The 21,973-nt window shown below is 73.1% G+C and carries 16 protein-coding genes; 5 read left to right on the forward strand and 11 right to left on the reverse strand.

Features of this window, described 5'->3' with window-relative positions; all coding sequences use genetic code 11:
- Nucleotides 1-70: 70 nt before the first annotated feature.
- The 4 genes from ACN6LM_RS13255 to ACN6LM_RS13270 form a co-directional block, all read right to left on the reverse strand.
- Complete coding sequence (locus tag ACN6LM_RS13255; protein WP_445065544.1) at nucleotides 71-1,723, reverse strand: serine/threonine-protein kinase; 1,653 nt, start codon at nucleotides 1,721-1,723, stop codon at nucleotides 71-73.
- Nucleotides 1,724-1,829: 106 nt separating this feature from the next.
- A complete protein-coding gene (locus tag ACN6LM_RS13260) occupies nucleotides 1,830-4,676 on the reverse strand; it encodes a protein kinase (RefSeq protein WP_445065545.1) in 2,847 nt (948 codons plus the stop codon).
- A gap of 199 nt (nucleotides 4,677-4,875) precedes the next feature.
- Nucleotides 4,876-6,828, reverse strand: coding sequence for a protein kinase domain-containing protein (locus tag ACN6LM_RS13265; RefSeq protein WP_445065546.1), 1,953 nt, complete (start codon nucleotides 6,826-6,828; stop codon nucleotides 4,876-4,878).
- Between the two features lie 151 nt (nucleotides 6,829-6,979).
- On the reverse strand, nucleotides 6,980-8,689 hold the full coding sequence (locus ACN6LM_RS13270; protein WP_445065547.1) for a glycerol-3-phosphate dehydrogenase/oxidase: 1,710 nt from the start codon (nucleotides 8,687-8,689) through the stop codon (nucleotides 6,980-6,982).
- Nucleotides 8,690-8,933: 244 nt separating this feature from the next.
- On the opposite strand from ACN6LM_RS13270, the gene ACN6LM_RS13275 reads away from it, so the two are divergent.
- Nucleotides 8,934-10,196, forward strand: coding sequence for a nucleotide sugar dehydrogenase (locus ACN6LM_RS13275; protein ID WP_445065548.1), 1,263 nt, complete (start codon nucleotides 8,934-8,936; stop codon nucleotides 10,194-10,196).
- A gap of 122 nt (nucleotides 10,197-10,318) precedes the next feature.
- A complete protein-coding gene (locus ACN6LM_RS13280) occupies nucleotides 10,319-10,849 on the forward strand; it encodes a hypothetical protein (RefSeq protein WP_445065549.1) in 531 nt (176 codons plus the stop codon).
- Between the two features lie 65 nt (nucleotides 10,850-10,914).
- On the opposite strand, the gene ACN6LM_RS13285 is transcribed toward ACN6LM_RS13280, so the two are convergent.
- The 4 genes from ACN6LM_RS13285 to ACN6LM_RS13300 form a co-directional block, all read right to left on the reverse strand.
- On the reverse strand, nucleotides 10,915-12,039 hold the full coding sequence (locus tag ACN6LM_RS13285) for a GuaB3 family IMP dehydrogenase-related protein (protein ID WP_018101158.1): 1,125 nt from the start codon (nucleotides 12,037-12,039) through the stop codon (nucleotides 10,915-10,917).
- A gap of 105 nt (nucleotides 12,040-12,144) precedes the next feature.
- Nucleotides 12,145-13,647 carry an IMP dehydrogenase gene (gene guaB, locus ACN6LM_RS13290; protein ID WP_445065550.1) on the reverse strand — a complete coding sequence of 501 codons (1,503 nt, stop codon included), beginning with the start codon at nucleotides 13,645-13,647 and terminating at the stop codon, nucleotides 12,145-12,147.
- 161 nt (nucleotides 13,648-13,808) lie between these two features.
- Nucleotides 13,809-14,384 (reverse strand): sigma-70 family RNA polymerase sigma factor, encoded by a 576-nt coding sequence (locus tag ACN6LM_RS13295; protein ID WP_445065551.1) that lies wholly within the window; start codon nucleotides 14,382-14,384, stop codon nucleotides 13,809-13,811.
- A gap of 250 nt (nucleotides 14,385-14,634) precedes the next feature.
- Nucleotides 14,635-15,246, reverse strand: coding sequence for a response regulator transcription factor (locus ACN6LM_RS13300; RefSeq protein WP_003948568.1), 612 nt, complete (start codon nucleotides 15,244-15,246; stop codon nucleotides 14,635-14,637).
- 425 nt (nucleotides 15,247-15,671) lie between these two features.
- Between ACN6LM_RS13300 and ACN6LM_RS13305 the strand changes: the two genes are divergently transcribed.
- Entirely contained in the window at nucleotides 15,672-15,998 is a 327-nt protein-coding gene (locus ACN6LM_RS13305; protein ID WP_018101161.1) for a WhiB family transcriptional regulator, read from the forward strand.
- Between the two features lie 87 nt (nucleotides 15,999-16,085).
- Here ACN6LM_RS13305 and ACN6LM_RS13310 read toward each other — a convergent pair whose 3' ends face one another.
- Nucleotides 16,086-16,988: a LysR family transcriptional regulator gene (locus ACN6LM_RS13310; protein WP_445065552.1), complete on the reverse strand. Its 903-nt coding sequence runs from the start codon at nucleotides 16,986-16,988 to the stop codon at nucleotides 16,086-16,088.
- A 90-nt stretch (nucleotides 16,989-17,078) separates the two neighbouring features.
- On the opposite strand from ACN6LM_RS13310, the gene ACN6LM_RS13315 reads away from it, so the two are divergent.
- The gene (locus ACN6LM_RS13315) at nucleotides 17,079-17,750 is read left to right on the forward strand and encodes an MOSC domain-containing protein (protein ID WP_445065590.1); all 672 of its coding nucleotides are present in this window, start codon (nucleotides 17,079-17,081) and stop codon (nucleotides 17,748-17,750) included.
- 52 nt (nucleotides 17,751-17,802) lie between these two features.
- Entirely contained in the window at nucleotides 17,803-18,576 is a 774-nt protein-coding gene (locus tag ACN6LM_RS13320) for an SDR family NAD(P)-dependent oxidoreductase (RefSeq protein ID WP_445065553.1), read from the forward strand.
- Nucleotides 18,577-18,588: 12 nt separating this feature from the next.
- Here the strand turns inward: ACN6LM_RS13320 and ACN6LM_RS13325 are convergent, their stop codons facing one another.
- On the reverse strand, nucleotides 18,589-20,118 hold the full coding sequence (locus ACN6LM_RS13325) for a right-handed parallel beta-helix repeat-containing protein (protein ID WP_445065554.1): 1,530 nt from the start codon (nucleotides 20,116-20,118) through the stop codon (nucleotides 18,589-18,591).
- Complete coding sequence (locus tag ACN6LM_RS13330; protein WP_445065555.1) at nucleotides 20,115-21,902, reverse strand: DUF2264 domain-containing protein; 1,788 nt, start codon at nucleotides 21,900-21,902, stop codon at nucleotides 20,115-20,117. The genes ACN6LM_RS13325 and ACN6LM_RS13330 overlap by 4 nt, the downstream gene beginning before the upstream one ends.
- Nucleotides 21,903-21,973 lie beyond the last annotated feature (71 nt).

Below are 21,973 nucleotides of genomic sequence, written 5' to 3' on the forward strand. Positions count from 1 at the left end.
CCGACCCGGCCAGTGATCACTGGCGACATAAGCACTGATCAGGTGCTATGGCTCGACCCGAAGGCCGGCGCTACTGCTCGTCCGGGGGGCTCCAGCTGCGAAGGATCGCGTTGAACCGGTCGAGGGTCTCGTCCCAGTCGTCCGCCGGGCCCGTCATGTACAGCGCGTACTCCGGGCCGCCGTCCTCCGCGAGGTACATCTGGTCGATCGCGTGCCGCGCCTCGCCGTTCTTCTCGGTCCAGGTGAACTCCCAGACGGACCCGACGAAGTCGCGGTAGACGTTGCTGTTCAGCTCGATCCGCCTGTAGTCCGGCAGCCGGGTGCTCAGCTGCTTCTCCAGCCCGATCATGTGGTCGTAGGGGTGGTCGAAGTCGGGGGCCGGGTCGGCGCTGACCCGGAGGTAGTGCACGCCGCCGTCGGGGGTGTAGTCGATGTTGTTCTCGTTGACCACGCGCTTCCAGCCCTCCGGCAGCAGCACGCTGAATCCGGACGGGTCCACGACGCGCCGCCAGCCGTCCGGCACGTCCTGCGTCACGGTGCTCCCCGAGGGGCTCGGCGTGGGCGTCGGGGTAGGGGTCGGCGTCGGCGTGACCGGCCCCGGGGTGCGGGTGCCGTGCGAGGCCGTGGAGCCGCCCCCGGTGTCGGCCGCCTCCGTGCGGTGCGCGTACAGCATCGCGGCGATCCCCGCACCGCCGCCGAGCACCGCGGCCAGGACGATGACCAGGACCGTCGTACGCCACCGGCCGCGGCGGGCGGCCGGGACGGGGGCAGGCCCGGGCCCGGGCGGCACGGCGGGCCCCGGCCGGGGCAGCACGGCGGTGCCCCCGCGCAGCATCTCCTCGGAGACCTGCTGCGTCGGGACGAACGCCTGGGCGGCCCGGGGCGCGCGGCCCTCCATGGCCTCCAGGAGCATCCGCTCGGTCTCCTCCGCCGACGGGCGGTCCGCCGGCTCCTTGCGCAGCAGCGCGGTGATGACCGGGGCGAGCGCCCCGGCCCGGGCGGGCGGCGGCGGCTCCTCGGTGACGACGGCCTGCATGGTCGATATGGGGGACGTCCGGCGGAACGGCGAACGCCCCTCGACGGCCGTGTACAGCGTGGCACCGAGGGACCACAGGTCGGAGGCGGGGCCGGGGTCGCCGCCGCGTACCCGCTCGGGCGCCAGATAGTCGATGGAGCCGACGAGTTCACCGGTCCTGGTGATGGTGGAGTCGCCCTCGATCGCGGCGATCCCGAAGTCGGTGAGCAGGACCCGGCCGTCCCGGGCGAGCAGCACGTTGCCCGGCTTCACGTCCCGGTGCAGCACCCCGGCTCCGTGCGCGGCGCGCAGCGCGCCCAGCACGTGCAGTCCTATGCGGGCGGCCTCGCGGGCCTCTATCTCGCCGCCGGACTCCTTCGCCCGGTCGGCGAGCGAGGGCCCGTCCACGTACTGCATGACGATCCACGGCCGGTTGTCGTACTCGACCACGTCATGGACGGTGACGACGCCGGGGTGGGTGATCCGGGCGGCCGCGCGGGCCTCCTTCTGGGTCCGGGCGTGCAGCACGACCCGGTCCGACTCGGCCACGTACAGCCCGGCGGTCAGCTCCTTGACGGCCACCGTGCGGTGCAGCACCTCGTCGTGGGCGCGCCACACCTTCCCCATGCCGCCGCGTCCGAGGACGTCGCCCAGCCGGTACCTCCCGGCCAGCAACAGCCCCGCTTCCGTGCCCTGTGATCGATCCACCTGTGTCCCCGCCCCCGTTGGTTCGGAAGACAGGTTACGGAGCGGACGCATGGCCACGGAACCTCGCATCGCCCACGAGACCGCACTGTGACGCAGATCCCGTGTTTCAATCCGTCACGCGGTAGGAAACGCTGGCCTGTTGGTAGATCTCGATGATCCGGTCGCGCTCGTCCTCGGGGCCGATGACCTGGAGGATGTGGTACCGGCCGCCGACGAGCATGACGAGGTTGCGGACGTACACCTCACGGCCGTTGGCGTCCTGCCAGGTGAACTGGCCTTCGGCCATGGCCTGTCGGCCGACGTCCGTACGCCGCAGGCCGCTCGCCGACGACCAGCTGGAGTCGCGGAACGGCTTCAGCTCCGGCTCCTTGTCCCGCTGGTAGTCGAGCGGATCGCTGCCGTTGGCCTTCGCGGTGTCGCGGCCGGGGACGATGAGCACGCTGAACCCGTCGCTGCCGTAGCGGATCTGACGCTCCGCGTTGGCGGGGCTGCGCTGCCACCCCTTGGGCAGCCCGACCTCGAAGCCCTCGGAGTCCTCACGGAGCGTGTACCCGGGCGCGAGCGCGGCGGCGGACCGGCTGGTCTGCGGTTTCTGCGCCCCGGACGAGGCCTGTCCGGACGGCTTCTTCGACGCGCTCGCCGTGGGCTCGGGCGTCGCGGACGCGGGTGGTGCGGAGGCGGTACGGGACGGAGCGGCGCCGGTCTCCTTGCCGTCCTCGCCGGACTCGGGCATGAACAGCACCGCGTACGCGATCGCCGCGACGAGCGCCAGCATGATGAGGACGAGCAGCGTCCGGCCGAGCCGGCGCGGCTGCTCGCCCTCCCGCAGCGCGCGGGGTTCCCGTGGCGCGCGGGGTTCCCGTGGCGCGCGGGGCTCGCGGGGCGGCTTCAGGCGTGGCTCGCGGTGTACGACGGCGGTGCGGTCCACGGCCTCGCGGGGGTGGCGGCCGCGGGCGTGCGTCCCTCCGCCGCGCCGGGACCGCCGCTTGCGGACGAGCTCGCCGCGCCGGCGGACGACGGGGAGCCGGGTGGCGTCCTCGGCGGGCAGCGGCACGACGTCGAACCCGGCCTCCGGCTCCGGCGCCGACCGCACGAGGGAGCGCAGCCAGCCGCTCAGCTCCTCCACGTCGGGGCGCTCGGTGGGGTCCTGCCGCAGCAGCGACTCCACGACCGGGCGCAGCGGCCCGCACTCCTCGGCGAACGCGGGCGGTTCGCCGCACACCATCTGGACCAGTTCGGCCGCGCTGTCCTCGGGGTAGGGCGCGTGCCCCTGGACGGCGCGGAAGAGCAGCGCGCCGAGGGCCCACAGGTCGGTGGCGGGCCCGATGGGCGGCGCCAGCTGCCAGTTGCCGTGCACCGGCCCGGCCTGCTCGGGCGCCCACCGCTCGGTGACCGCCCCGACCACGGCGATCCGCGCCTGCCGCGCCCGCTCGGCGGCGAGCGCGGTGGCGGGCCCGCGATACCCGGCCGCGCCGGGGCCCTCGGGGTCCTCGTCGTCCCAGCGGTCGGCGGGGGCGCCGGGCCCCGGAGAGCCGGAGTCGTACGGGGCGCGGACGTCGTGGCCGGACGCCTCGGGCCCGTACGGACCCCGGTCGGCGGGCGTGCCGCGGCGCGCGGCGTCGGCCCGGAGCGCGTCCTCGCGGGAGCCGCCCGCGGGGACGGGGCGCCCGGCGGCGGGCCCGTCGTCCCAGGTGCCGGTGAGGTGGAGGCGGCGGGGAGGCGGCCCGTCGTCCTCGTCCTCGTCGTCCTCCTCGTCCTCGTCGTAGAGGCGACCGTCATACGGCCCCGGCGCGTCCGGGTCGCGCACCCAGCCGCCGGGCAGCTGCGGCAGTTCGGGCCGGGGGCGCGGCGGGGTGCCGGGGCGCGATCCCTCCGGGCCGTCGTCGTACGCGGCGTCGTCATACGTGTCGTCGTCATACGCGTCGTCGTGCGCGTCGTTCCGGGCCGGCGGCAGGACGCTCCAGGGCGCCTGGCCCGCGTCGTCGTCGTACGCGTCCTCCACGGCGGGGCCCGGTGCGGCGGGGCCCGACGGCGCGGTGTCGCGCGCCCATGCGTCCCGGCCCGGCGGCAGCGCCGCTCCCCGGCGTTCCTCGTCGCCCCGGCGGGCGGCGGCGCGGGCGCCCGCGCGGTACGCGGCGATCGCACCGGCCCGGGCGCGCGCGGCGGTGTCGGCCCCGGCGGCGGGCACGGGCAGCCCGGCGGGCGGCACCGGCCGGGGCGCGGGGTCCTCCTCGGAGCCGTACGGGCCCGGTTCGATCGCCGCCGGGCCCCGGGAGGCGGGCAGCAGGCCGGCGGGCGGCACGTACGGGCCGGTGGGGCCGGTCTCGACGGCGGGACCGCCGAAGCCGTCCTCGTCCGGCTCCTCGTCGTCGGGTCGCGGCACCGGGCTGTAGCCGCACAGCGCCTCCTCGGCCGCCCCGGCGGCGAGACCGGTCAGGACGACGCGTCCGTCGTCGCAGACGAGCACCGTGCGTACGGTGATGTTGCGGTGGGTCCAGCCGTGCGCGTGCAGCACGCGCAGCGCGGTGAGCACGTCGGAGCCGATCTCAGCGGCCCGGTACGGATTCAGCGGGCGCTCCGCGAGCAGCGCGGCGAGCGGGCGGGACGCGACGAGCTCGCTCACTATCCAGAGCGAGCCCGCCTCCGCGAACACGTCGAAGACCTGGTCCAGGCGCGGGTGGTCGGGCACCTGGGCCGCCGCCTGGGCGGCCTCGATGGCGCGCCGCACGGCCGGATCGGCGGGCCGTCGCACGGTGCGCGGCGCGGCGGACGTCCGGCCGTCGCCCTCCACGAACTCCGCGTCCACCACCTCGGGCAGCGGCACCTGACGGACCAGCACCTCCTGCCCGCTGTAGGTGTCGAAGGCCCGTGTCTCGGCGAGTTCGTACGCGTCGGACGGGGGCAGCGGCAGGCGGTAGCGGTCGGCGAGCACCCGACCCGCGTAGTCGTCCACGACGCCTCCCCAGAGCGCGCTGTCCCCCGGTCACGGAGACCGCACCGAATTGGTCGATCACAGTCGTCTGCGGTGCAATTGACTGCGCGTTTCGGCTGCGTACGGTCTCCGGGCTCTCACCATACGTGGCAAGCGGCGACCGCGCGGCAGGGTCGGCCCAACCTGCCTCGCGGCCGGGCCGAATCCCGCCGTCGGCCGCTCAGTCGACCGGCTTGAACGAGGCGAACGCCGTCTTCCGCAGCGTCCGGCACTCCTTGCCGTCCCACTCGTCGGCCTTGCAGCTGATCATGATCGCGTAACCGTGGTCGCTGTCGGCCTTGAAGCCGCGGTTGAGCACCCGGACCCGCTGTCCGTGCTGCGTGCGCTCGAACTGCCAGTCCGCGACGGTCGGATAGCCGTTGTACTGCACCTTCTGGATGCCCAGGTGGTGATAGTCCGTGCTGGAGGCGGCGACCCCGCCCCGGGCGGAGTTCCACGAGGCGGCGGCGTCGTTGCCGGGCGAGGAGGTGTAGTCGACCTGGAGGCGGGGAAAGCCGCCGTCCTCGTTGTAGATCGCACCGGCTCCCTGGCCGGAGCCGGTGTCGAAGCGGAAGCCCTTGGGCATCGCGATGGAGAAGTGGAACCGCTTGTTGGTCACCGTGCGGTAGCCGGCGGGCACGGCGTCCTCGGCCTTGCCGCCCTTCTTCCCGTCCTCGCCCTGCTTCTCCGCGTCGTCGTCGTGTCCCTTGCCCTTGCCCTTGTCCTCGTCCTGGCCGGCGTCCTGTTCCTTGCCGCTGTCGCCCTGTGCGGCGTCGGAGGAGCCGGACGGGGCGTCGGGGCTCGGCGTCCCGGCGGGGGCGGAGGCGCCGGCGTTCTTCCCGCCGGAGTCGTCGGGCTTGTCGTCGCCCCCGCCGAGGGTGAGGGCCAGCACGGTGCCGAGGACCGCGAGCACGATGACGGCCGCGATGATCGCGAGGGTGCGGCGCGGGACCACGTCCGTGAGGGACGCGCGGGGCGCGGTGACCGGCGAGGAGGCCGGGCGCTGCGGCGGTACGGCCCCGGAGGGGGACGCGGCGCCGGGGGCGGAGGTCGGCCGGGCCGGGACGGGCGGTGCGGTGACGGGAGCGGCGGCGGGGGTCGCGGCCGCACCGGCGGCGGGCGTGGTCCGGGCGTTGCGCACGGAGCGCAGCGCGCCGCGCAGCCGGTCGCGGGTGCCCTCGCCCGCTTCACCGGACGCGGGCTTGGTGTCGGCGACGCCCTTGGGCAGCGCCATGACCTGGGTGGCGTCGGCGGGGGCCGGAGCGGGGCGCTCCGGCTGTTCGAAGGAGCTGATGACGTCGTTGAGCAGGGCGCGCGCCCCGGCGTCGTCCAGCCGCTGTTCGGGGTCCCGGGTGAGCAGCCCGTAGATGACCTCCTCCAGCGGGCCCGCGTTCTTCGGCGGGTCCAGCGGCTCGGTCATGACGGCGGTCAGGGTCGCGATGGCGGAGCCCTTGTCGTACGGCGGCGAGCCCTCGACGCTCGCGTACAGCAGGCCGCCGAGCGACCACAGGTCGGCGGGCGGTCCCGGCTTGTGGCCGCGTGCCCGCTCCGGCGAGATGTAGGAGGGGGCGCCGACGAGCATGCCGGTGGAGGTGACCGACGGGTCGCCCTCGACCTGGGCGATCCCGAAGTCGGTCAGCACGACCCGGCCGTCCTCGGCGATCAGCACGTTGGACGGTTTCACGTCGCGGTGCAGGATGCCCTCGCGGTGCGCGGAGCGCAGCACGTCGAGGAGGGCGAGGCCGATCTCGGCAGCCCGTTTCGGCTCCAGGACACCGTCCTCGCGGACCGCCTCGGCCAGCGACTTGCCCTCGATGAGCTCCATGACGATCCACGGCCGGTCGTCCTCGTCCACCACGTCGTAGACCGTGACCGCGCCGTTGTTCCGGATGCGCGCGATCGCCTTGGCCTCGCGCAGCGTACGCGTGATGAGGCGGCGTTTCTCGTCCTCGTCGATGGCCGACGGGAACCGCAGTTCCTTGACCGCCACCGTGCGGCCCAGGGTCTCGTCGACGGCGCGCCAGACCGTACCCATACCGCCCCGGCCGAGCACCTTCCCCAGCCGGTACCGCCCCGCCAGGAGACGTCCGTCCTTGTCCCCTTGGGGCTCCCGTGCCTGCTCCGCCTCCGACATGCGTCCCCTCTGCGATCAACCCGCCCTGGCAGAGCGTTCATTGTCCCTCACCCCGGGACCGGCCCCGGTGCCGGGTCCTGGTGCCGCTCCCGACACACGGGAACCGGGGCTCCCGGAGGGGCAGTTCCGCCGGGGCCGGGCTGAGGCGGCGTCACAGCAGCGGCACGATGTCCGGCGCCCCCAGCCTCGCCGCGTCCGCCGTCAGGTCGTCCGGCTGGCGCTGCGACTCGCGTTCCGCCTCCACCCGCTTCTCGTAGTGCTCGGTCTCCCGGTCGATCCGGCCGGCGTCCCAGCCGAGGACCGGCGCCATCAGCTCGGCGCAGAGCCGGGCGGAGCGGGTGCCCCGGTCGAAGGTCTCGATGGAGATCCGGGTGCGCCGGGTCAGGACGTCGTCCAGGTGGCGCGCGCCCTCGTGCGAGGCGGCGTACACGATCTCGGCCTTCAGGTAGTCGTCGGCGGCCGGCAGCGGATCACCCAGCGCGGGGTCGGCGACGATCAGCTCCAGGATCTCCTCGGTCATCGAGCCGTACCGGTTGAGCAGGTGCTCCACCCGGGCGACGTGGAGGCCGGTGCGGGCGGCGATCCTGGCGCGCGCGTTCCACAGGGCGCGGTAGCCCTCGGCACCCAGCAGCGGGATGTCCTCGGTGACGCAGTCGGCGACCCGCTGGTCGAGAGCGTGCACCGCCTCGTCCACGGCGTCCTTGGCCATCACCCGGTACGTCGTGTACTTGCCGCCCGCGACGACGACGAGGCCCGGCACCGGGTGGGCGACCGTGTGCTCGCGCGACAGCTTGCTGGTGGCGTCCGACTCACCGGCCAGCAGGGGCCGCAGGCCCGCGTAGACGCCCTCGACGTCGTCCCTGGTCAGGGGGGTCGACAGGACCGCGTTGACATGTTCCAGCAGGTAGTCGATGTCGGCGCTGGAGGCGGCCGGGTGCGCCTTGTCCAGGTCCCAGTCGGTGTCCGTGGTGCCGACGATCCAGTGCCTGCCCCAGGGGATGACGAAGAGCACGGACTTCTCGGTGCGCAGGATCAGGCCGGTCGAGGAGTGGATGCGGTCCTTGGGGACGACCAGGTGGATGCCCTTGGACGCCCGTACGTGGAACTGGCCGCGCTCGCCGATCAGCGACTGGGTGTCGTCCGTCCAGACCCCGGTCGCGTTGACCACCTGTTTGGCCCTGACCTCGTACGCCCCGCCCGCCTCGACGTCCTCCACGCGGGCGCCGACGACGCGTTCCCCCTCCCGGAGGAAGCCGGTCACCCGGGCGCGGTTCGCCACCTGCGCGCCGTACGCGGACGCGGTGCGCACGAGCGTGGCGACATAGCGGGCGTCGTCCATCTGGGCGTCGTAGTACTGGAGGGCCCCCACCAGCGCGTCCCGCTTCAGGGCCGGCGCGACGCGCAGGGCCCTGCGGCGGGAGAGGTGGCGGTGCGCGGGCAGGCCCCGGCCGTGCCCGGAGGAGACCGACATCGCGTCGTACAGCGCGACGCCGGAACCGGCGTACAGCCGCTCCCAGCCCTTGTGCTGCAAGGGGTACAGGAAGGGCACCGGCTTCACCAGGTGCGGTGCGAGCCGTTCGAGCAGCAGCCCGCGCTCCTTCAGCGCCTCCCGTACGAGGGCGAAGTCGAGCATCTCCAGATAGCGCAGGCCGCCGTGGATCAGCTTGCTCGACCTGCTCGACGTGCCGGACGCCCAGTCGCGCGCCTCGACCAGACCGGTCGAGAGCCCTCTGGTGACCGCGTCGAGCGCCGTCCCGGCGCCGACCACCCCCGCTCCCACGACCAGCACGTCCAGTTCGCGCTCGGCCATGGCGGCGAGCGCCTCGGCGCGCTCCGCGGGTCCCAGTGTCGCTGTCCTCACCGCTGCCTCCCGGTTGCTCGGGGTCCGGCACGGATCGCGGCCCCGACCATGCGTTCGGCGCCCGTGCCCACAGATCGATTCTGTCCGCGCCGCGCGACTTCAGCCACCGCCTGTGGACAACACCCGGACGACAAGGGCCACACAATGCGGCATATCGGTCATATTTACGCCTAACCTGACATAGCGCTGTCCACAGCGGTTGCGCTTTCTGCCTCCTGGCTTTAAGGGAAGGACGGCCCACCCAGTGCCTGCAGACCTCGCCGTCATCGGACTCGGTCACCTCGGCCTGCCCCTGGCCCAGGCCGCCGTCCACGCCGGTATCCACACCATCGGCTACGACACCGACCCCCGGGCCTTCGCGGAGGTCGCCGCGGGCCGTACCCCGGTCGAGGGATCGCTGCCGGCCTCCGACATCCGCCGCATGCTCTCGCTGGGCTTCCGGCCCACCACCGACCAGGCCGAGCTGGGCCGGGTCCGCACCGCCGTGATCTGCGCGCCCACCCCGCTCGGCCCCGACCGCACCCTCGACCTGAGCGCCGTCGCCGACGCGGCCCGCGCCCTGGCCGCCCGGCTGCGCCCGCACACCACCGTGCTCCTGGAATCGGCCGTGCCCCCCGGCACCACGGAGGGCTTCCTGCTCCCGATCCTGGAGGAGGGCTCGGGCCTGCGCGGCGGGCGCGACTTCCACCTCGCGCACTCCCCCAGCCGGCTCGACCCCGGCAACCGCACCCACGTCTACGCCAACACCCCCAAGGTCATCGGCGGCCTCACCCCCGCCTGCACCGAGTCCGCCGCCGCCTTCTACGGCCGCCTCACCGACAAGGTGGTCCGGGCCCGGGGCACCCGCGAGGCCGAGATGACGAAGGTCCTGGAGACCAACTTCCGGTACGTCAACATCGCCCTGGTCAACGAGATGGCGGTCCTCTGCCACGATCTGGGCGTCGACCTCTGGGACGTCATCCGGTGCTCCGAGACCAAGCCGTTCGGCTTCCAGCCCTTCCGCCCGGGCCCCGGCGTCGGCGGCCACGGCGCCCCGGTCGACCCGGGCCATCTCCCGTACCACCACCGCACCCCCGGCCCCCCGCTGCGGATGGTCTCGCTGGCGCAGGAGATCAACGAGCGGATGCCACAGTACGTGATCCAGCGCTGCGCCACCCTCCTCAACGAACACGGGAAAGCGGTGCGCGGCGCGCGCATCCTCCTGCTCGGCGTCACCTACAAGCCGGACCTCGCCGACCAGGAGGCGTCCCCCGCCCGCGAGATCGCCACCCGGCTGATGGACATGGGCGCCCAGATCGGCTTCCACGATCCGCACGTCCTGGACTGGCGTGTCCGCCAACTCCCCGTCCCCCGCGCCGACTCGCTCTACGAGGCAGCCGCCGGCGCGGACCTCACGGTGCTGCTCCAGCACCACCGTACGTACGACCTCCAGGGCCTCGCCGTGAAGGCGCAGCTCCTCCTGGACACCCGTGGCGCGACCCCCGCCGGAGCCGCCCACCGGCTCTGATGACGGACCCTCAGCCCAGTCCCCCCAAGGATTTCGGTGGGCCGATGTCGGAACCGGCTGCTAGCCTGCGGCGTCACTCCTCGCACAGCAGTGCGTAGACGTCCCCAGGGGGAGAACCCAGCATGAGCCAGCCCGTACCACCGCCGAACCAGCCCTACGACGCCCAGCCCCAGGGCGGCAACCCGTTCGCCGGCCAGCAGCCCGGCGCCCCGTTCGGCGGCGGCCCCGCTCCCTTCACCCCGGCCCCGCCGGCCCGCAACAACATCGCGCTCGGCCTCGGCGCGGGCGTGGTGGCGGCCGTCGTCGGCGCGCTCATCTACGGCTTCATCCTGGGCAAGTCCGATCACCAGATCGGCTACATCGCGGTCGGCGTCGGCTTCCTCGTCGGTTTCGCGGCGAGCAAGCTCGGCGGCGCCAACCCCGCCGTGACCGTCGTCAGCGCCCTGATCTCCATCGGCGCCGTGTACATCGGTCAGCTCGTGGGCATCTCGATCGCCCTCTCCGACCTCGCGCACGAGTCGGCGACCAGCATCTTCTTCGACCACTTCGGCGTCCTCACGGACGCGTACAGCGAGGCGGCCGGCTTCAAGGACTACCTCTTCCTGGCCCTCGGCGCCGCCGGCGCCGTCGCCGGTGCGAGGAAGGGCGCGTAACGAAAACCCGGAGGGCCCGGACCGCGATTCGCGGTCCGGCCCCTCCGGCGTGTGTACGGGAAAACTCAGCGGCGGTGCTGGGAGTCCGCGACCGTCACCTCGACGCGCTGGAACTCCTTGAGGTCGCTGTAGCCCGTGGTGGCCATCGCCCGGCGCAGCGCGCCGAAGATGTTCATCGAGCCGTCCGGGGTGTGCGAGGGGCCGGTCAGGACCTCCTCGGTCGTCCCGACCGAGCCCAGGTCCACCAGCTTGCCGCGCGGCACGTCCTCGTGGACGGCCTCCATGCCCCAGTGCCGGCCGCGGCCCGGCGCGTCCGTCGCGCGGGCCAGCGGGGAGCCCATCATCACGGCGTCCGCGCCGCAGGCGATGGCCTTCGGCAGGTCGCCGGACCAGCCGACGCCGCCGTCCGCGATGACGTGCACGTAACGGCCGCCGGACTCGTCCATGTAGTCGCGGCGGGCACCGGCCACGTCGGCGACGGCGGTCGCCATCGGGACCTGGATGCCGAACACGTTGCGCGTGGTGTGCGCGGCGCCGCCGCCGAAGCCGACGAGGACACCGGCCGCGCCGGTACGCATCAGGTGCAGGGCCGCGGTGTACGTGGCGCAGCCGCCGACGATCACCGGGACGTCCAGCTCGTAGATGAACTGCTTCAGGTTCAGCGGTTCGGCGGCGCCCGAGACGTGCTCGGCGGAGACCGTGGTGCCCCGGATGACGAAGATGTCCACGCCCGCGTCGACCACGGCCTTGGAGAACTGGGCGGTGCGCTGCGGGGAGAGCGCGGCGGCGGTGACGACGCCGGAGTCGCGCACCTCCTTGATGCGCTGCCCGATCAGCTCCTCCTGGATCGGCGCGGAGTAGATCTCCTGGAGCCGGCGGGTCGCGGTCTCGACGGGCATCTCCGCGATCTCGTCGAGCAGCGGCTGCGGGTCCTCGTGCCTGGTCCACAGCCCTTCCAGGTTGAGGACGCCGAGACCGCCGAGTTCACCGATGCGGATGGCGTGCTGCGGGGACACCACGGAGTCCATGGGGGCGGCCAGGAACGGCAGCTCGAAGCGGTAGGCGTCGATCTGCCAGGCGATCGAGACCTCCTTCGGGTCGCGGGTCCGGCGGCTCGGGACGACGGCGATGTCGTCGAATGCGTATGCCCGGCGGCCGCGCTTGCCGCGCCCGATCTCGATCTCAGTCACGATGATGTGGCCTTTCCCTCTGCGTCTGCGCTGTCCAGTATCCCCGACACACACGTGAGGGGCGGTCCCGGGAACCCCGGTCCGCCCCTCACCTGCGCCGTCGCGCTACTTCCTGCTGTAATTCGGTGCTTCGACCGTCATCTGGATGTCGTGCGGGTGGCTCTCCTTGAGGCCCGCCGAGGTGATCCGCACGAAGCGGCCCTTGCTCTCCATCTCGTCCACGGTCGCGGCGCCCACGTAGCCCATCGTCTGGCGGAGACCGCCGACGAGCTGGTGCAGCACGTTGGCGAGGGGGCCGCGGTAGGGCACCTGGCCCTCGATGCCCTCGGGGACGAGCTTGTCGTCCGAGGAGACCTCGGCCTGGAAGTACCGGTCCTTGGAGTAGGAGCGGCCCTGGCCGCGGGACTGCATCGCGCCCAGCGAGCCCATGCCCCGGTACGACTTGAACTGCTTGCCGTTGATGAACATCAGCTCGCCCGGGGACTCCTCGCAGCCCGCGAGGAGCGAGCCCAGCATCACGCTGTCGGCGCCGGCGGCGAGCGCCTTGCCGATGTCGCCGGAGTACTGGAGGCCGCCGTCGCCGATGACCGGGACGCCCGCCGCGCGGGCGGCCAGCGCGGCCTCGTAGATCGCGGTGACCTGCGGGACGCCGATGCCGGCGACGACGCGGGTCGTACAGATGGAGCCGGGGCCGACGCCGACCTTGACGCCGTCCACACCGGCGTCGATCAAGGCCTGGGCGCCGTCGCGGGTCGCCACGTTGCCGCCGATCACGTCGACGTTCACGGCCGACTTGATCTTGGCCATCCAGTTCAGCGCGTTGCTGTTGTGGCCGTGCGAGGTGTCCACGATCAGGAAGTCGACGCCCGCCTCGGCCAGCGCCTGGGCGCGGTCCAGCGCCTCGGGGCTGGCGCCCACGGCGGCGCCGACGAGCAGCCGGCCGTCGGCGTCCTTGGCCGCGTTCGGGTACTGCTCGGCCTTCTTGAAGTCCTTGACCGTGATGAGGCCCTTGAGGATGCCCGCCTCGTCCACCAGCGGCAGCTTCTCGATCTTGTGGCGGCGCAGCAGCTCCATGGCGTCCACGCCGGAGATGCCGACCTTGCCGGTGACCAGCGGCATCGGCGTCATGACCTCGCGCACCTGGCGCGAACGGTCCGACTCGAACGCCATGTCGCGGTTGGTGACGATGCCGAGCAGCTTGCCCGCCCGGTCGGTGACCGGGACACCGCTGATCCGGAACTTGGCGCAGAGCGCGTCCGCCTCGCCGAGCGTGGCGTCCGGGCCGACCGTGATCGGGTCGCTGACCATGCCGGACTCGGACCGCTTGACCAGGTCGACCTGGTTGACCTGGTCCTCGACCGAGAGGTTGCGGTGCAGCACGCCGACGCCGCCCTGCCGGGCCATCGCGATGGCCATGCGGGCCTCGGTGACCTTGTCCATGGCGGCGGACAGCAGCGGGATGTTGACGCGGACGTTGCGCGAGATGAGCGTCGAGGTGTCGACCGCGTTGGGCAGCACTTCGGATGCGCCCGGCAGCAGCAGCACGTCGTCGTATGTCAGCCCGAGCGTCGCGAATTTCTCGGGCACTCCGTCGACGTTTGCAGTCATGACACCTTCCCCAAATGGCCTTGATCGGTGCGGATGTCCATGCTAACGGGCTCGGGAGGCGTCTCATTCCACGAGCAAGATCACCCGCAGTTTCTGTAGCTTTCTACGTCTGTGGCGTACGTCTCCGAGGGCCGGGCCCGCCCCTCGGCCCACCGCTCGGCTCACTGTCCGGCGAGGGCCCGCAGCCGGCTCAGCGCGCGGTGCTGGGCGACCCGGACGGCGCCCGGGGACATGCCGAGCATCTGCCCCGTCTCCTCGGCGGTCAGCCCGACGGCGACGCGCAGCACGAGCAGTTCGCGCTGGTTCTCCGGGAGGTTGGCCAGGAGCTTCTTGGCCCAGGCGGCGTCGCTGCTGAGCAGCGCGCGCTCCTCGGGCCCGAGCGAGTCGTCGGGGCGCTCCGGCATCTCGTCGGAGGGCACCGCGGTCGAGCCCGGGTGCCGCATCGCGGCGCGCTGGAGGTCGGCCACCTTGTGACCGGCGATGGCGAAGACGAAGGCTTCGAAGGGTCTGCCCGTGTCCTTGTAGCGCGGCAGCGCCATGAGCACGGCGACGCACACCTCCTGCGCCAGGTCCTCCGTGAAGTGGCGGGCGTCACCGGGCAGCCGGTTCAGCCGGGACCGGCAGTAGCGCAGGGCGAGCGGGTGGACGTGGGCCAGCAGGTCGTGGGTGGCCTGCGCGTCGCCCTCGACGGCGCGGTGCACCAGGGCACCGATCACCGTCGTCCCGTCGTCGCGCATCGAACCATGGTGCCCCGGTCCCGCTTCATCCGCGGCACCGCGTCCGTAGTTGTGCACCGAAGCGTTATGAGCGGGTGCGCCGGAAGTCATGTCCTGCGCCCTCCCCTTCCGCTCGACCGAATCGTTCCCGAGGAACTCCACGTCTCAAGGATGCGGCATCGGCCGGGAAGCGTCACATACCGCCGGATCGGCGGGGTACGGCTCGCGCCGCACCCCCTGCGCCCGGGCCGCGCGGGGCCCGGGCCGACTGTCAGCGCACCAGACCCCACCGGAAGCCCAGGGCCACCGCGTGGGCGCGGTCCGAGGCGCCGAGTTTCTTGAAGAGCCGCCGGGCGTGCGTCTTCACCGTGTCCTCGGAGAGGAACAGCTCACGGCCGATCTCCGCGTTGGAGCGGCCGTGGCTCATCCCCTCCAGCACCTGGATCTCGCGCGCCGTGAGTGTGGGCGCCGCACCCATCTCGGCCGACCGCAGCCGGCGCGGGGCGAGCCGCCACGTCGGGTCGGCCAGCGCCTGGGTGACGGTCGCCCGGAGCTCGGCCCGGGAGGCGTCCTTGTGCAGATAGCCGCGGGCACCGGCGGCGACCGCGAGCGCGACGCCGTCCAGGTCCTCGGCGACGGTCAGCATGATGATCCGGGCACCGGGGTCGGCGGAGAGCAGCCGGCGGACCGTCTCCACCCCCCCGAGCCCGGGCATGCGAACGTCCATGAGAATCAGATCCGAACGGTCGGCACCCCAGCGGCGGAGGACTTCCTCGCCGTTGGCGGCCGTCGTCACACGCTCGACGCCGGGCACGGTCGCGACCGCGCGACGGAGCGCTTCTCGGGCAAGCGGGGAGTCGTCGCAGACGAGGACGGAAGTCATGACCGCCCTCCGCAGCTGATGCGCGTCACCTTGAGCCTCCAGGCTGTTACAAGTCGTCACCTGTGCGGTTGACGCTCTCGGACACTTGCCCGATCGCTCTTTCTGCCAACCGCCTCCGCACTCTCAACGATGGTCACTCGAAAGAGTTACGGGTCGGAAGACCGAGTTCGGCACTCTACGTGAGTAAGCGCTCACGGAGGAGAGCGCCACAGGTCGTCCAGTCGTCAACCGAAATTTCCGGCGGGACCGTGCCCCATTTAGCGGGATTTCTTCCCTTTTGGTGGTGTCTGTGGCTAGATTCGCAATCAGTCATATTTACATCTACTAACACCGTAGATGTACGGTTTTGTACGCGGTCATCGACGAGCACCCACCCACGACGCACACGACGCTTCCGACTCAGCACGGTTTCGAGGGGACAAGCAATGGCCGATTTCTCCCGACTTCCCGGACCCAACGCCGATCTGTGGGACTGGCAGCTGCTGGCGGCCTGCCGCGGGGTCGACAGCTCGCTCTTCTTCCATCCCGAGGGGGAACGCGGCGCCGCCCGGAGCGCCCGCGAGACCTCCGCGAAGGAGGTCTGCATGCGGTGCCCCGTCCGCGCGGAGTGCGCGGCGCACGCGCTGGCCGTCCGCGAGCCCTACGGGGTGTGGGGTGGGCTCACGGAGGACGAGCGCGAGGAGCTGATGGGGCGGGCGCGCAACCGGCTGATCACCGCGGCGGCGCCGGCTTCCCCGCCGGGGCATGGGTGACCGTCGCTGCGCGTATCGGGGGAGAAACGTTTCTTCACGCCGCCCTGCCCCTTTCCGAAGCCGGGGCTCCGCCCCGGACCCCGCGCCTCAGACGCCGACGGGGCTGGAAGAGGCCAGCGCCAGGTGGTCCAGGGTGGCCGCCACCGCCGGGACCCGCGCCAGGTCGGGCAGGGTCAGCGCGACGATCTCGCGTTCGATGGCAGGCACCACCGTGACGGTCCTGGCCCCTCGGGGGCGTACGGACTCGATGGCCAGCGCCGGCAGCACGGCGACCCCCAGGCCCGCGCCCACCAGGCCGATCACCGCCGGGTAGTCGTCGGTGGCGAAGTCGATGCGGGGGGTGAAGCCGGACTCCTCGCACACCTCCACCAGCTGCCTGCGGCAACGGGGGCACCCCGCGATCCAGGACTCCCCGGCCAGCTCCGCGATGCCGACCTCGTCCCGGTCCGCCAGCGCGTGTCCCTCGGGCACGAGCCCCGTGAGCCGGTCCGTGAGCAGCGGACGGACCACCAGGTCGTCCCACTCGGCGCCCGTGTCGCCGTACCGGAAGGCGAGCGCGATGTCGCAGTCGCCGTCCCGCAGCATCTCCACCGACCGCGGCGGCTCGGCCTCCACGAGGGAGACCCGCGTGCCGGGGTGGGCGGCGCGCAGGGCGGCGAGGGCGCCGGGGACCAGCGACGAGCTGCCGCTCGGGAACGAGACGAGCCGGACCCGGCCGGCCCGCAGTCCGGCGATCGCGGCGACCTCCTCCTCGGCGGCGGTGAGTCCGGCGAGGATGCCGGAGGCGTGCCGCACCAGAGCCTCGCCCGCCTCCGTCAGCCGCATCTCGCGGCCGGTCCTGATGAGCAGCGGGGTCCCCGCGGAGGACTCCAGGGCCTTCATCTGCTGGCTGACGGCGGGCTGGGTGCAGCCCAGCTCGCGGGCGGCGGCGGAGAAGGAGCCGGTGGTGGCGACGGCGCGCAGGACGCGGAGGTGGCGGGCTTCGATCACCCCTCCAGCATAAGCAACGCTTGGGGCGATCGCGAAGTATCGGCGTGCGGCTTTGAGCCACACCTTGGATAGCGTTCCGGTATGACCGCGATGACTGTGCTGACCGTGAACGCGGGGCGTCCGACGGCGGCGTCCTGCACCGATGCCCCGGGCGGCAGGACCGGTATCGACAAGCGGCCCGTGGACGGGCCCGCGCGGGTCTCCGACCCCGGCCCCAGGGGTGAGGGCGGCAGCGGTCTCGCCGGGGACGCGGTGTGCGACCTGCGCCACCACGGCGGCTCGGACCAGGCGGTGTACGCCTTCGCCCGGGAGGACCTGGACGCCTGGGAGCGGGAGCTGGGCCGCTCGCTGGCCAACGGCTCGTTCGGCGAGAACCTGACCACGGCGGGGCTGCGGATCGGCGAGGCCCTGATCGGCGAGCGCTGGCGGGTCGGCGGGGAGCTGGTCCTGGAGGTCGCCTCCGGCCGCATCCCGTGCCGCACGTTCCAGGGCCATCTCGGCGAGGCCCACTGGGTGAAGCGGTTCACGCGGGCGGCGGCCCCGGGGGCGTACCTGCGGGTGATCACGCCGGGCTCCGTCCGGGCGGGCGACCCGGTCGAGGTCGTGCACCGGCCGGACCACGAGGTGACGGTGGAGCTGCAGTTCCGGGCCGTGACGACCCGGCGCGACCTGCTGCCGCTGCTGCTCCCGGCCGGCGGGGCGCTGACCCCGTCGACGCTGCGCAAGGCGCGGGCGTACGCGGCGGAGCTCACCGCTTCCTGAGCGCGCGGGAGCGCCGGGAGGTGCCGCTCCGGGATGCTCTACCGTGCCGCGTATGACGACTGCACTGATCACGGGCGCGACGGCGGGTATCGGTGCCGCCTTCGCCCGGCGGCTCGCCGCCGACGGGTACGACCTGGTCCTGGTGGCCCGGGACGCTGAGCGGCTGCGCGAGCAGGCGACCGAGCTGCACGACCGGCACGGCATCGAGGCGGAGGTGTTGCGGGCCGACCTGTCCGAGGACAAGGGCATCCGCGCGGTCGAGGAGCGCCTCGGGGACGCCCGGCGCCCGGTCGACCTGCTGGTGAACAACGCGGGCTTCGGCAACAAGGGGCGCTATCTGGAGGTCCCGATGGCCGACGAGCTGGCGATGCTCAAGGTGCACTGCGAGGCGGTGCTGCGGCTGACCTCGGCGGCGGCGGCCTCGATGCGGGAGCGCGGCCGGGGCGGCATCGTCAACGTGGCCTCGGTCGCGGCGTTCGTGCCGCGTGGCACGTACGGCGCTTCGAAGGCGTGGGTCGTGCAGTTCAGCCAGGGCGCGGCGAAGGACCTGGCCGGGTCCGGGGTACGGCTGATGGCGCTGTGCCCGGGCTTCGTGCGTACGGAGTTCCACCAGCGGGCCGGCATGGGCACGGGCAACATCCCGGGCTGGATGTGGCTCGACGCGGACAAGCTGGTGAGCGCGGCCCTCGCGGACCTGGCGCGCGGGAAGTCGGTGTCGATCCCGGACCCGCGTTACAAGGTGCTGATGGGCGCGGTGAAGCTGGCCCCGCGCGGCCTGCTCGGAGGGCTGACCTCGCGAACAGGCCGCAAGTACGGGCCGCAGTAGGGGGCGGCGCGGCTACTTCACGCCGCGGCCCGCGTAGGCACCGATGTTGGGGGCGCCGGGCTTCAGGCGGTTGCCGAAGTAGTCCCGGCCGCCGTTGTCCTCGACGGCCGCACCGGCGGCCAGGGCCGGGGAGCCCGCGCCGAGCCGGAAGTCGTCGCGCAGCAGCGGGTCGGCGGTGATGCCGCCCGGGTTCGGGCGGGTCATCGGCGCGCCGTGGAACGCGTTGTGGTCGAAGGCCAGGCCGGGCGTCGGGCTGGTGAAGCCGTAGCCGCCGGTGCCCTCGCTCACGAAGAGGTTGTTGGTGATGTGCTGCTCGTGGACGGTGGTGGCCGGGCTGCTGTTGTCGTCCTGCACCAGGTACTTCGGCACGGTGTCCTTCGCGTTCACGAAGGTGTTGTTGTGGACCCGCGTGTTGAGGATGGGGCCCCAGCAGTTCTGGAGCAGCCGCTCGCCGTCGTCGCGGCTCACGTTGTAGCGGGCGACCGTGTCGACGGTCCTGGCGCCGCTGTACGGGCAGACGAGCAGGAAGCCGCCCTTGTTGTCGTGGCTGTAGTTGTACTGGAAGACCGTGTGCCGCGAGGCTCCGTCGGCGTCGAAGGACATGCCGTCGTGGGTGTTCCCGCCGCCCGACACCTCGTTGTACTCGATGGTGGTGTCGTCGGTGTTGAAGGTCCAGATGCCCGCGTTGGCGGAGGGCGAGCGCAGCTGGAAGCCGTCGACCCGGTTGTGGTCGACGCGGGCGCCGGCGGTGGTGTCGAGCTTCATGCCGTCGCCGCCGATGGACCGCAGGGTGTTGTACGAGATCCGGACGTGCGTGGAGGGCGTCCAGTCACCCGGGTAGGCGGCGGGGTCCTGCTGGTTGCCGACCAGGTCGCGCCTGGAGTACGTCGACTTGAAGTAGACGCCCTCGCGGTCGACGTCCTCGATGAGGTTGTGGTGGATGTCGAGGCCGTCGTAGCTGCTGGCGCGGGTCGTGCCCTCGACGGCGATGTGGATGGCGCTGGACCCGGTGAGGGTCTTGAAGTCGCCGCCGCGTACGTCGTGGATGTAGAGGTGGTCGAGCTCGAAGCCGCGGGCGGTGCCGTAGTCGGTGAGGCGCAGCCGGATGCCGTTGCGCTCGGTGCCGGGGGCTGCGGCGTTGGTGATCTCCAGGTCGGACACGCGGTAGTGCTGGGTGTCGGCGAGGAGGATCACGTCGTGCGCTCCGGCCCCGTCGAGTACCGCCCGGGAGGCGTGGCGGCTGCCGTAGTCGGAGATGGTGACGGGCGCCGAGGCCGAGCCCGCGCCCCGGGGCGTGAGCGTGCCCGTGCAGGTGGAGCCGCGGTGGAAGAGGAGGCGGTCGCCGGGGCCGAAGGTGTGGGCGTTGGCGTCGGCGAGGCCGGTCCACGGGTGGTGGCGGGAGCCGTCGCCGGGCGCCGTGGCCGTGCAGTCGACGTGGAAGGTGCCCGGCCGGTGGGGGGCTGCCTGGGCCGGGGCGGCGAGTGCGGTGGCCGCGAGGGCGGTGAGGGCTGCGGTCGCGAGAAGGGTGCTTCGGCGGCTCATGATTCCTCTGATTCCTCCGGGAGATGGAGTACGGCGGTGGTGCCGTCGTGCCAGGTCACATGGATCTCGTGGGGGCTCTGTACGCGGACCCCGGCGAGGGTGTCGACGGGCGCCGGGTCCGCCTCGCCGGTGAGCGAGGCGAGCGCGACGAACAGGGACCGGGGCCCGGCGGTGGCGCCCTCGACGGCCAGGAGTCCGGAGGTCTCGCCGAACAGCGTGTCTCCGCCGGGCAGTTCGCGGACCCCGGCCCCGTAGCCGTGGACCGGGTGGAGCTGGGCGGTGAGCGTCCCGTCGTCCCCGGCCGCCCACCCCGTCTGGCGGACGGGCGTGCCGTCGGGCGCGCCCGTGACCAGATGGGCGCGGACCTCGGCGCGGCCGTGGGCGAGGGTGGCGGAGACGACGCGGACGCCGGGGCGCGGGGTGTGCGCGGAGGCGGCCCGCCCCGGGCCGGTGCCCAGGGGGTCGGCGGTGAGGCGGGCGGTCGGCTCGCCGCCGGGGTGCAGCGCGAAGTGGTTGTCCCGCTCGGCGGTGCCGTGCGTGGGGCCGGTCCGGGTGGAGTACGCGAAGCGGGCGTAGCCGGGGTCCTCGTCGTCGCCCACGTGGTTCGAGCCGTGGTTGTGGAGCCGGACGAGGCCGTCCGCGGCGGTGGACTGGAGGAGCATCCCGGTCGGGCCGAGGACGGTCACGGCGTCCTCCCGCTCGGCGGGCATCGGCTCCTCGGCGGCCGTCCAGACGGGGTGGTCAGGGGGCATCAGGAGTCCGAGGAAGCCCTTGGAGGCCCAGTACGGGGAGGCGGGCCCGGAGTACGCCTGGAGCATGGGCTCGTACGGGCGGTGCCAGCCGAGGGTGAGGAGGCCGTCCGGGTCGGTGGCGCCCCGGTCCAGGAAGTGGCGGAGGGTGCCGGAGGCGAGGCGGCGGGTCGCGCCCGGGGTGAGCGGGGTGTGGCCGGTCAGGGCGCCGAGCCAGGGGGCGGCCGCGGCGGCGAAGCGGTAGACGAGGGAGCGGCCGAACGGCATGGGGGCGCCGTCCGCCCCGAACATGCGGCTGTAGTCGTCCAGGTGGCGGCGCAGGCGGGGGCCGTAGCGGTCCAGGAGGTCCCGGTCGCCGGCGAGGTGGGCGTGCAGGACCGGGTAGAAGTGCATCGCCCAGGCGTTGTAGTGGTCGAAGGAGCGGTTCGGGCCGTCGCTGTACCAGCCGTCGCCCAGGTACCAGTCCTCCACGTGTTCCAGCGCGCGGTCGATGGTCTTCCGGGCCCGGTCGGTCTCGATGCCCGCGTCCTGGAGGAAGCCGGCGACGGTGAGCCCGAAGAACCACCAGTTGTTGTTCACCGGGGACGGGCCGAGGGCGGGCAGGAGCCAGTCGACGGCGCGTTGCCGGGTGGCGTCGTCCAGGGTGTCCCAGAGCCAGGGCCGGGTGAGGCGGAGGCCCAGGGCGACGGAGGCGGATTCCACGACGGCCTGGGGGACGTCCGCGACGCGGGGCCAGGCGTCGGGGCTGCCGGCCGGGTCCGAGGTGCCGGCGGCGAGCCCTTCGGCGTACCGGCCGAGGAAGCCGTGCGGGTCGTCGCCGCGCGCTCCGGCGGTCCGCAGCGCGGCGAGCAGCCAGGTGCGGGCGTAGCCTTCGAGGCCGTCCGAGAGGGGTCCGGACCAGCTCGGCCGGGAGCCGGGGAGGTCGATGCGGCCGTGGCGGGGCGAGGCGTAGGGGCGTACCGCGAGCAGCAATCGGTCGGCCGCCCGCTCCCAATCGGCACGGGTGTACCCCGTGTACGGACTCGTCGTGGGCATGATGCTCCCAGGGGAGGCGGACTTCGGCGTCGCCGGGAATCCTGAACCGCGGATTGATCGAACGTCAATGA

Source organism: Streptomyces sp. SAS_281 (assembly GCF_052542855.1).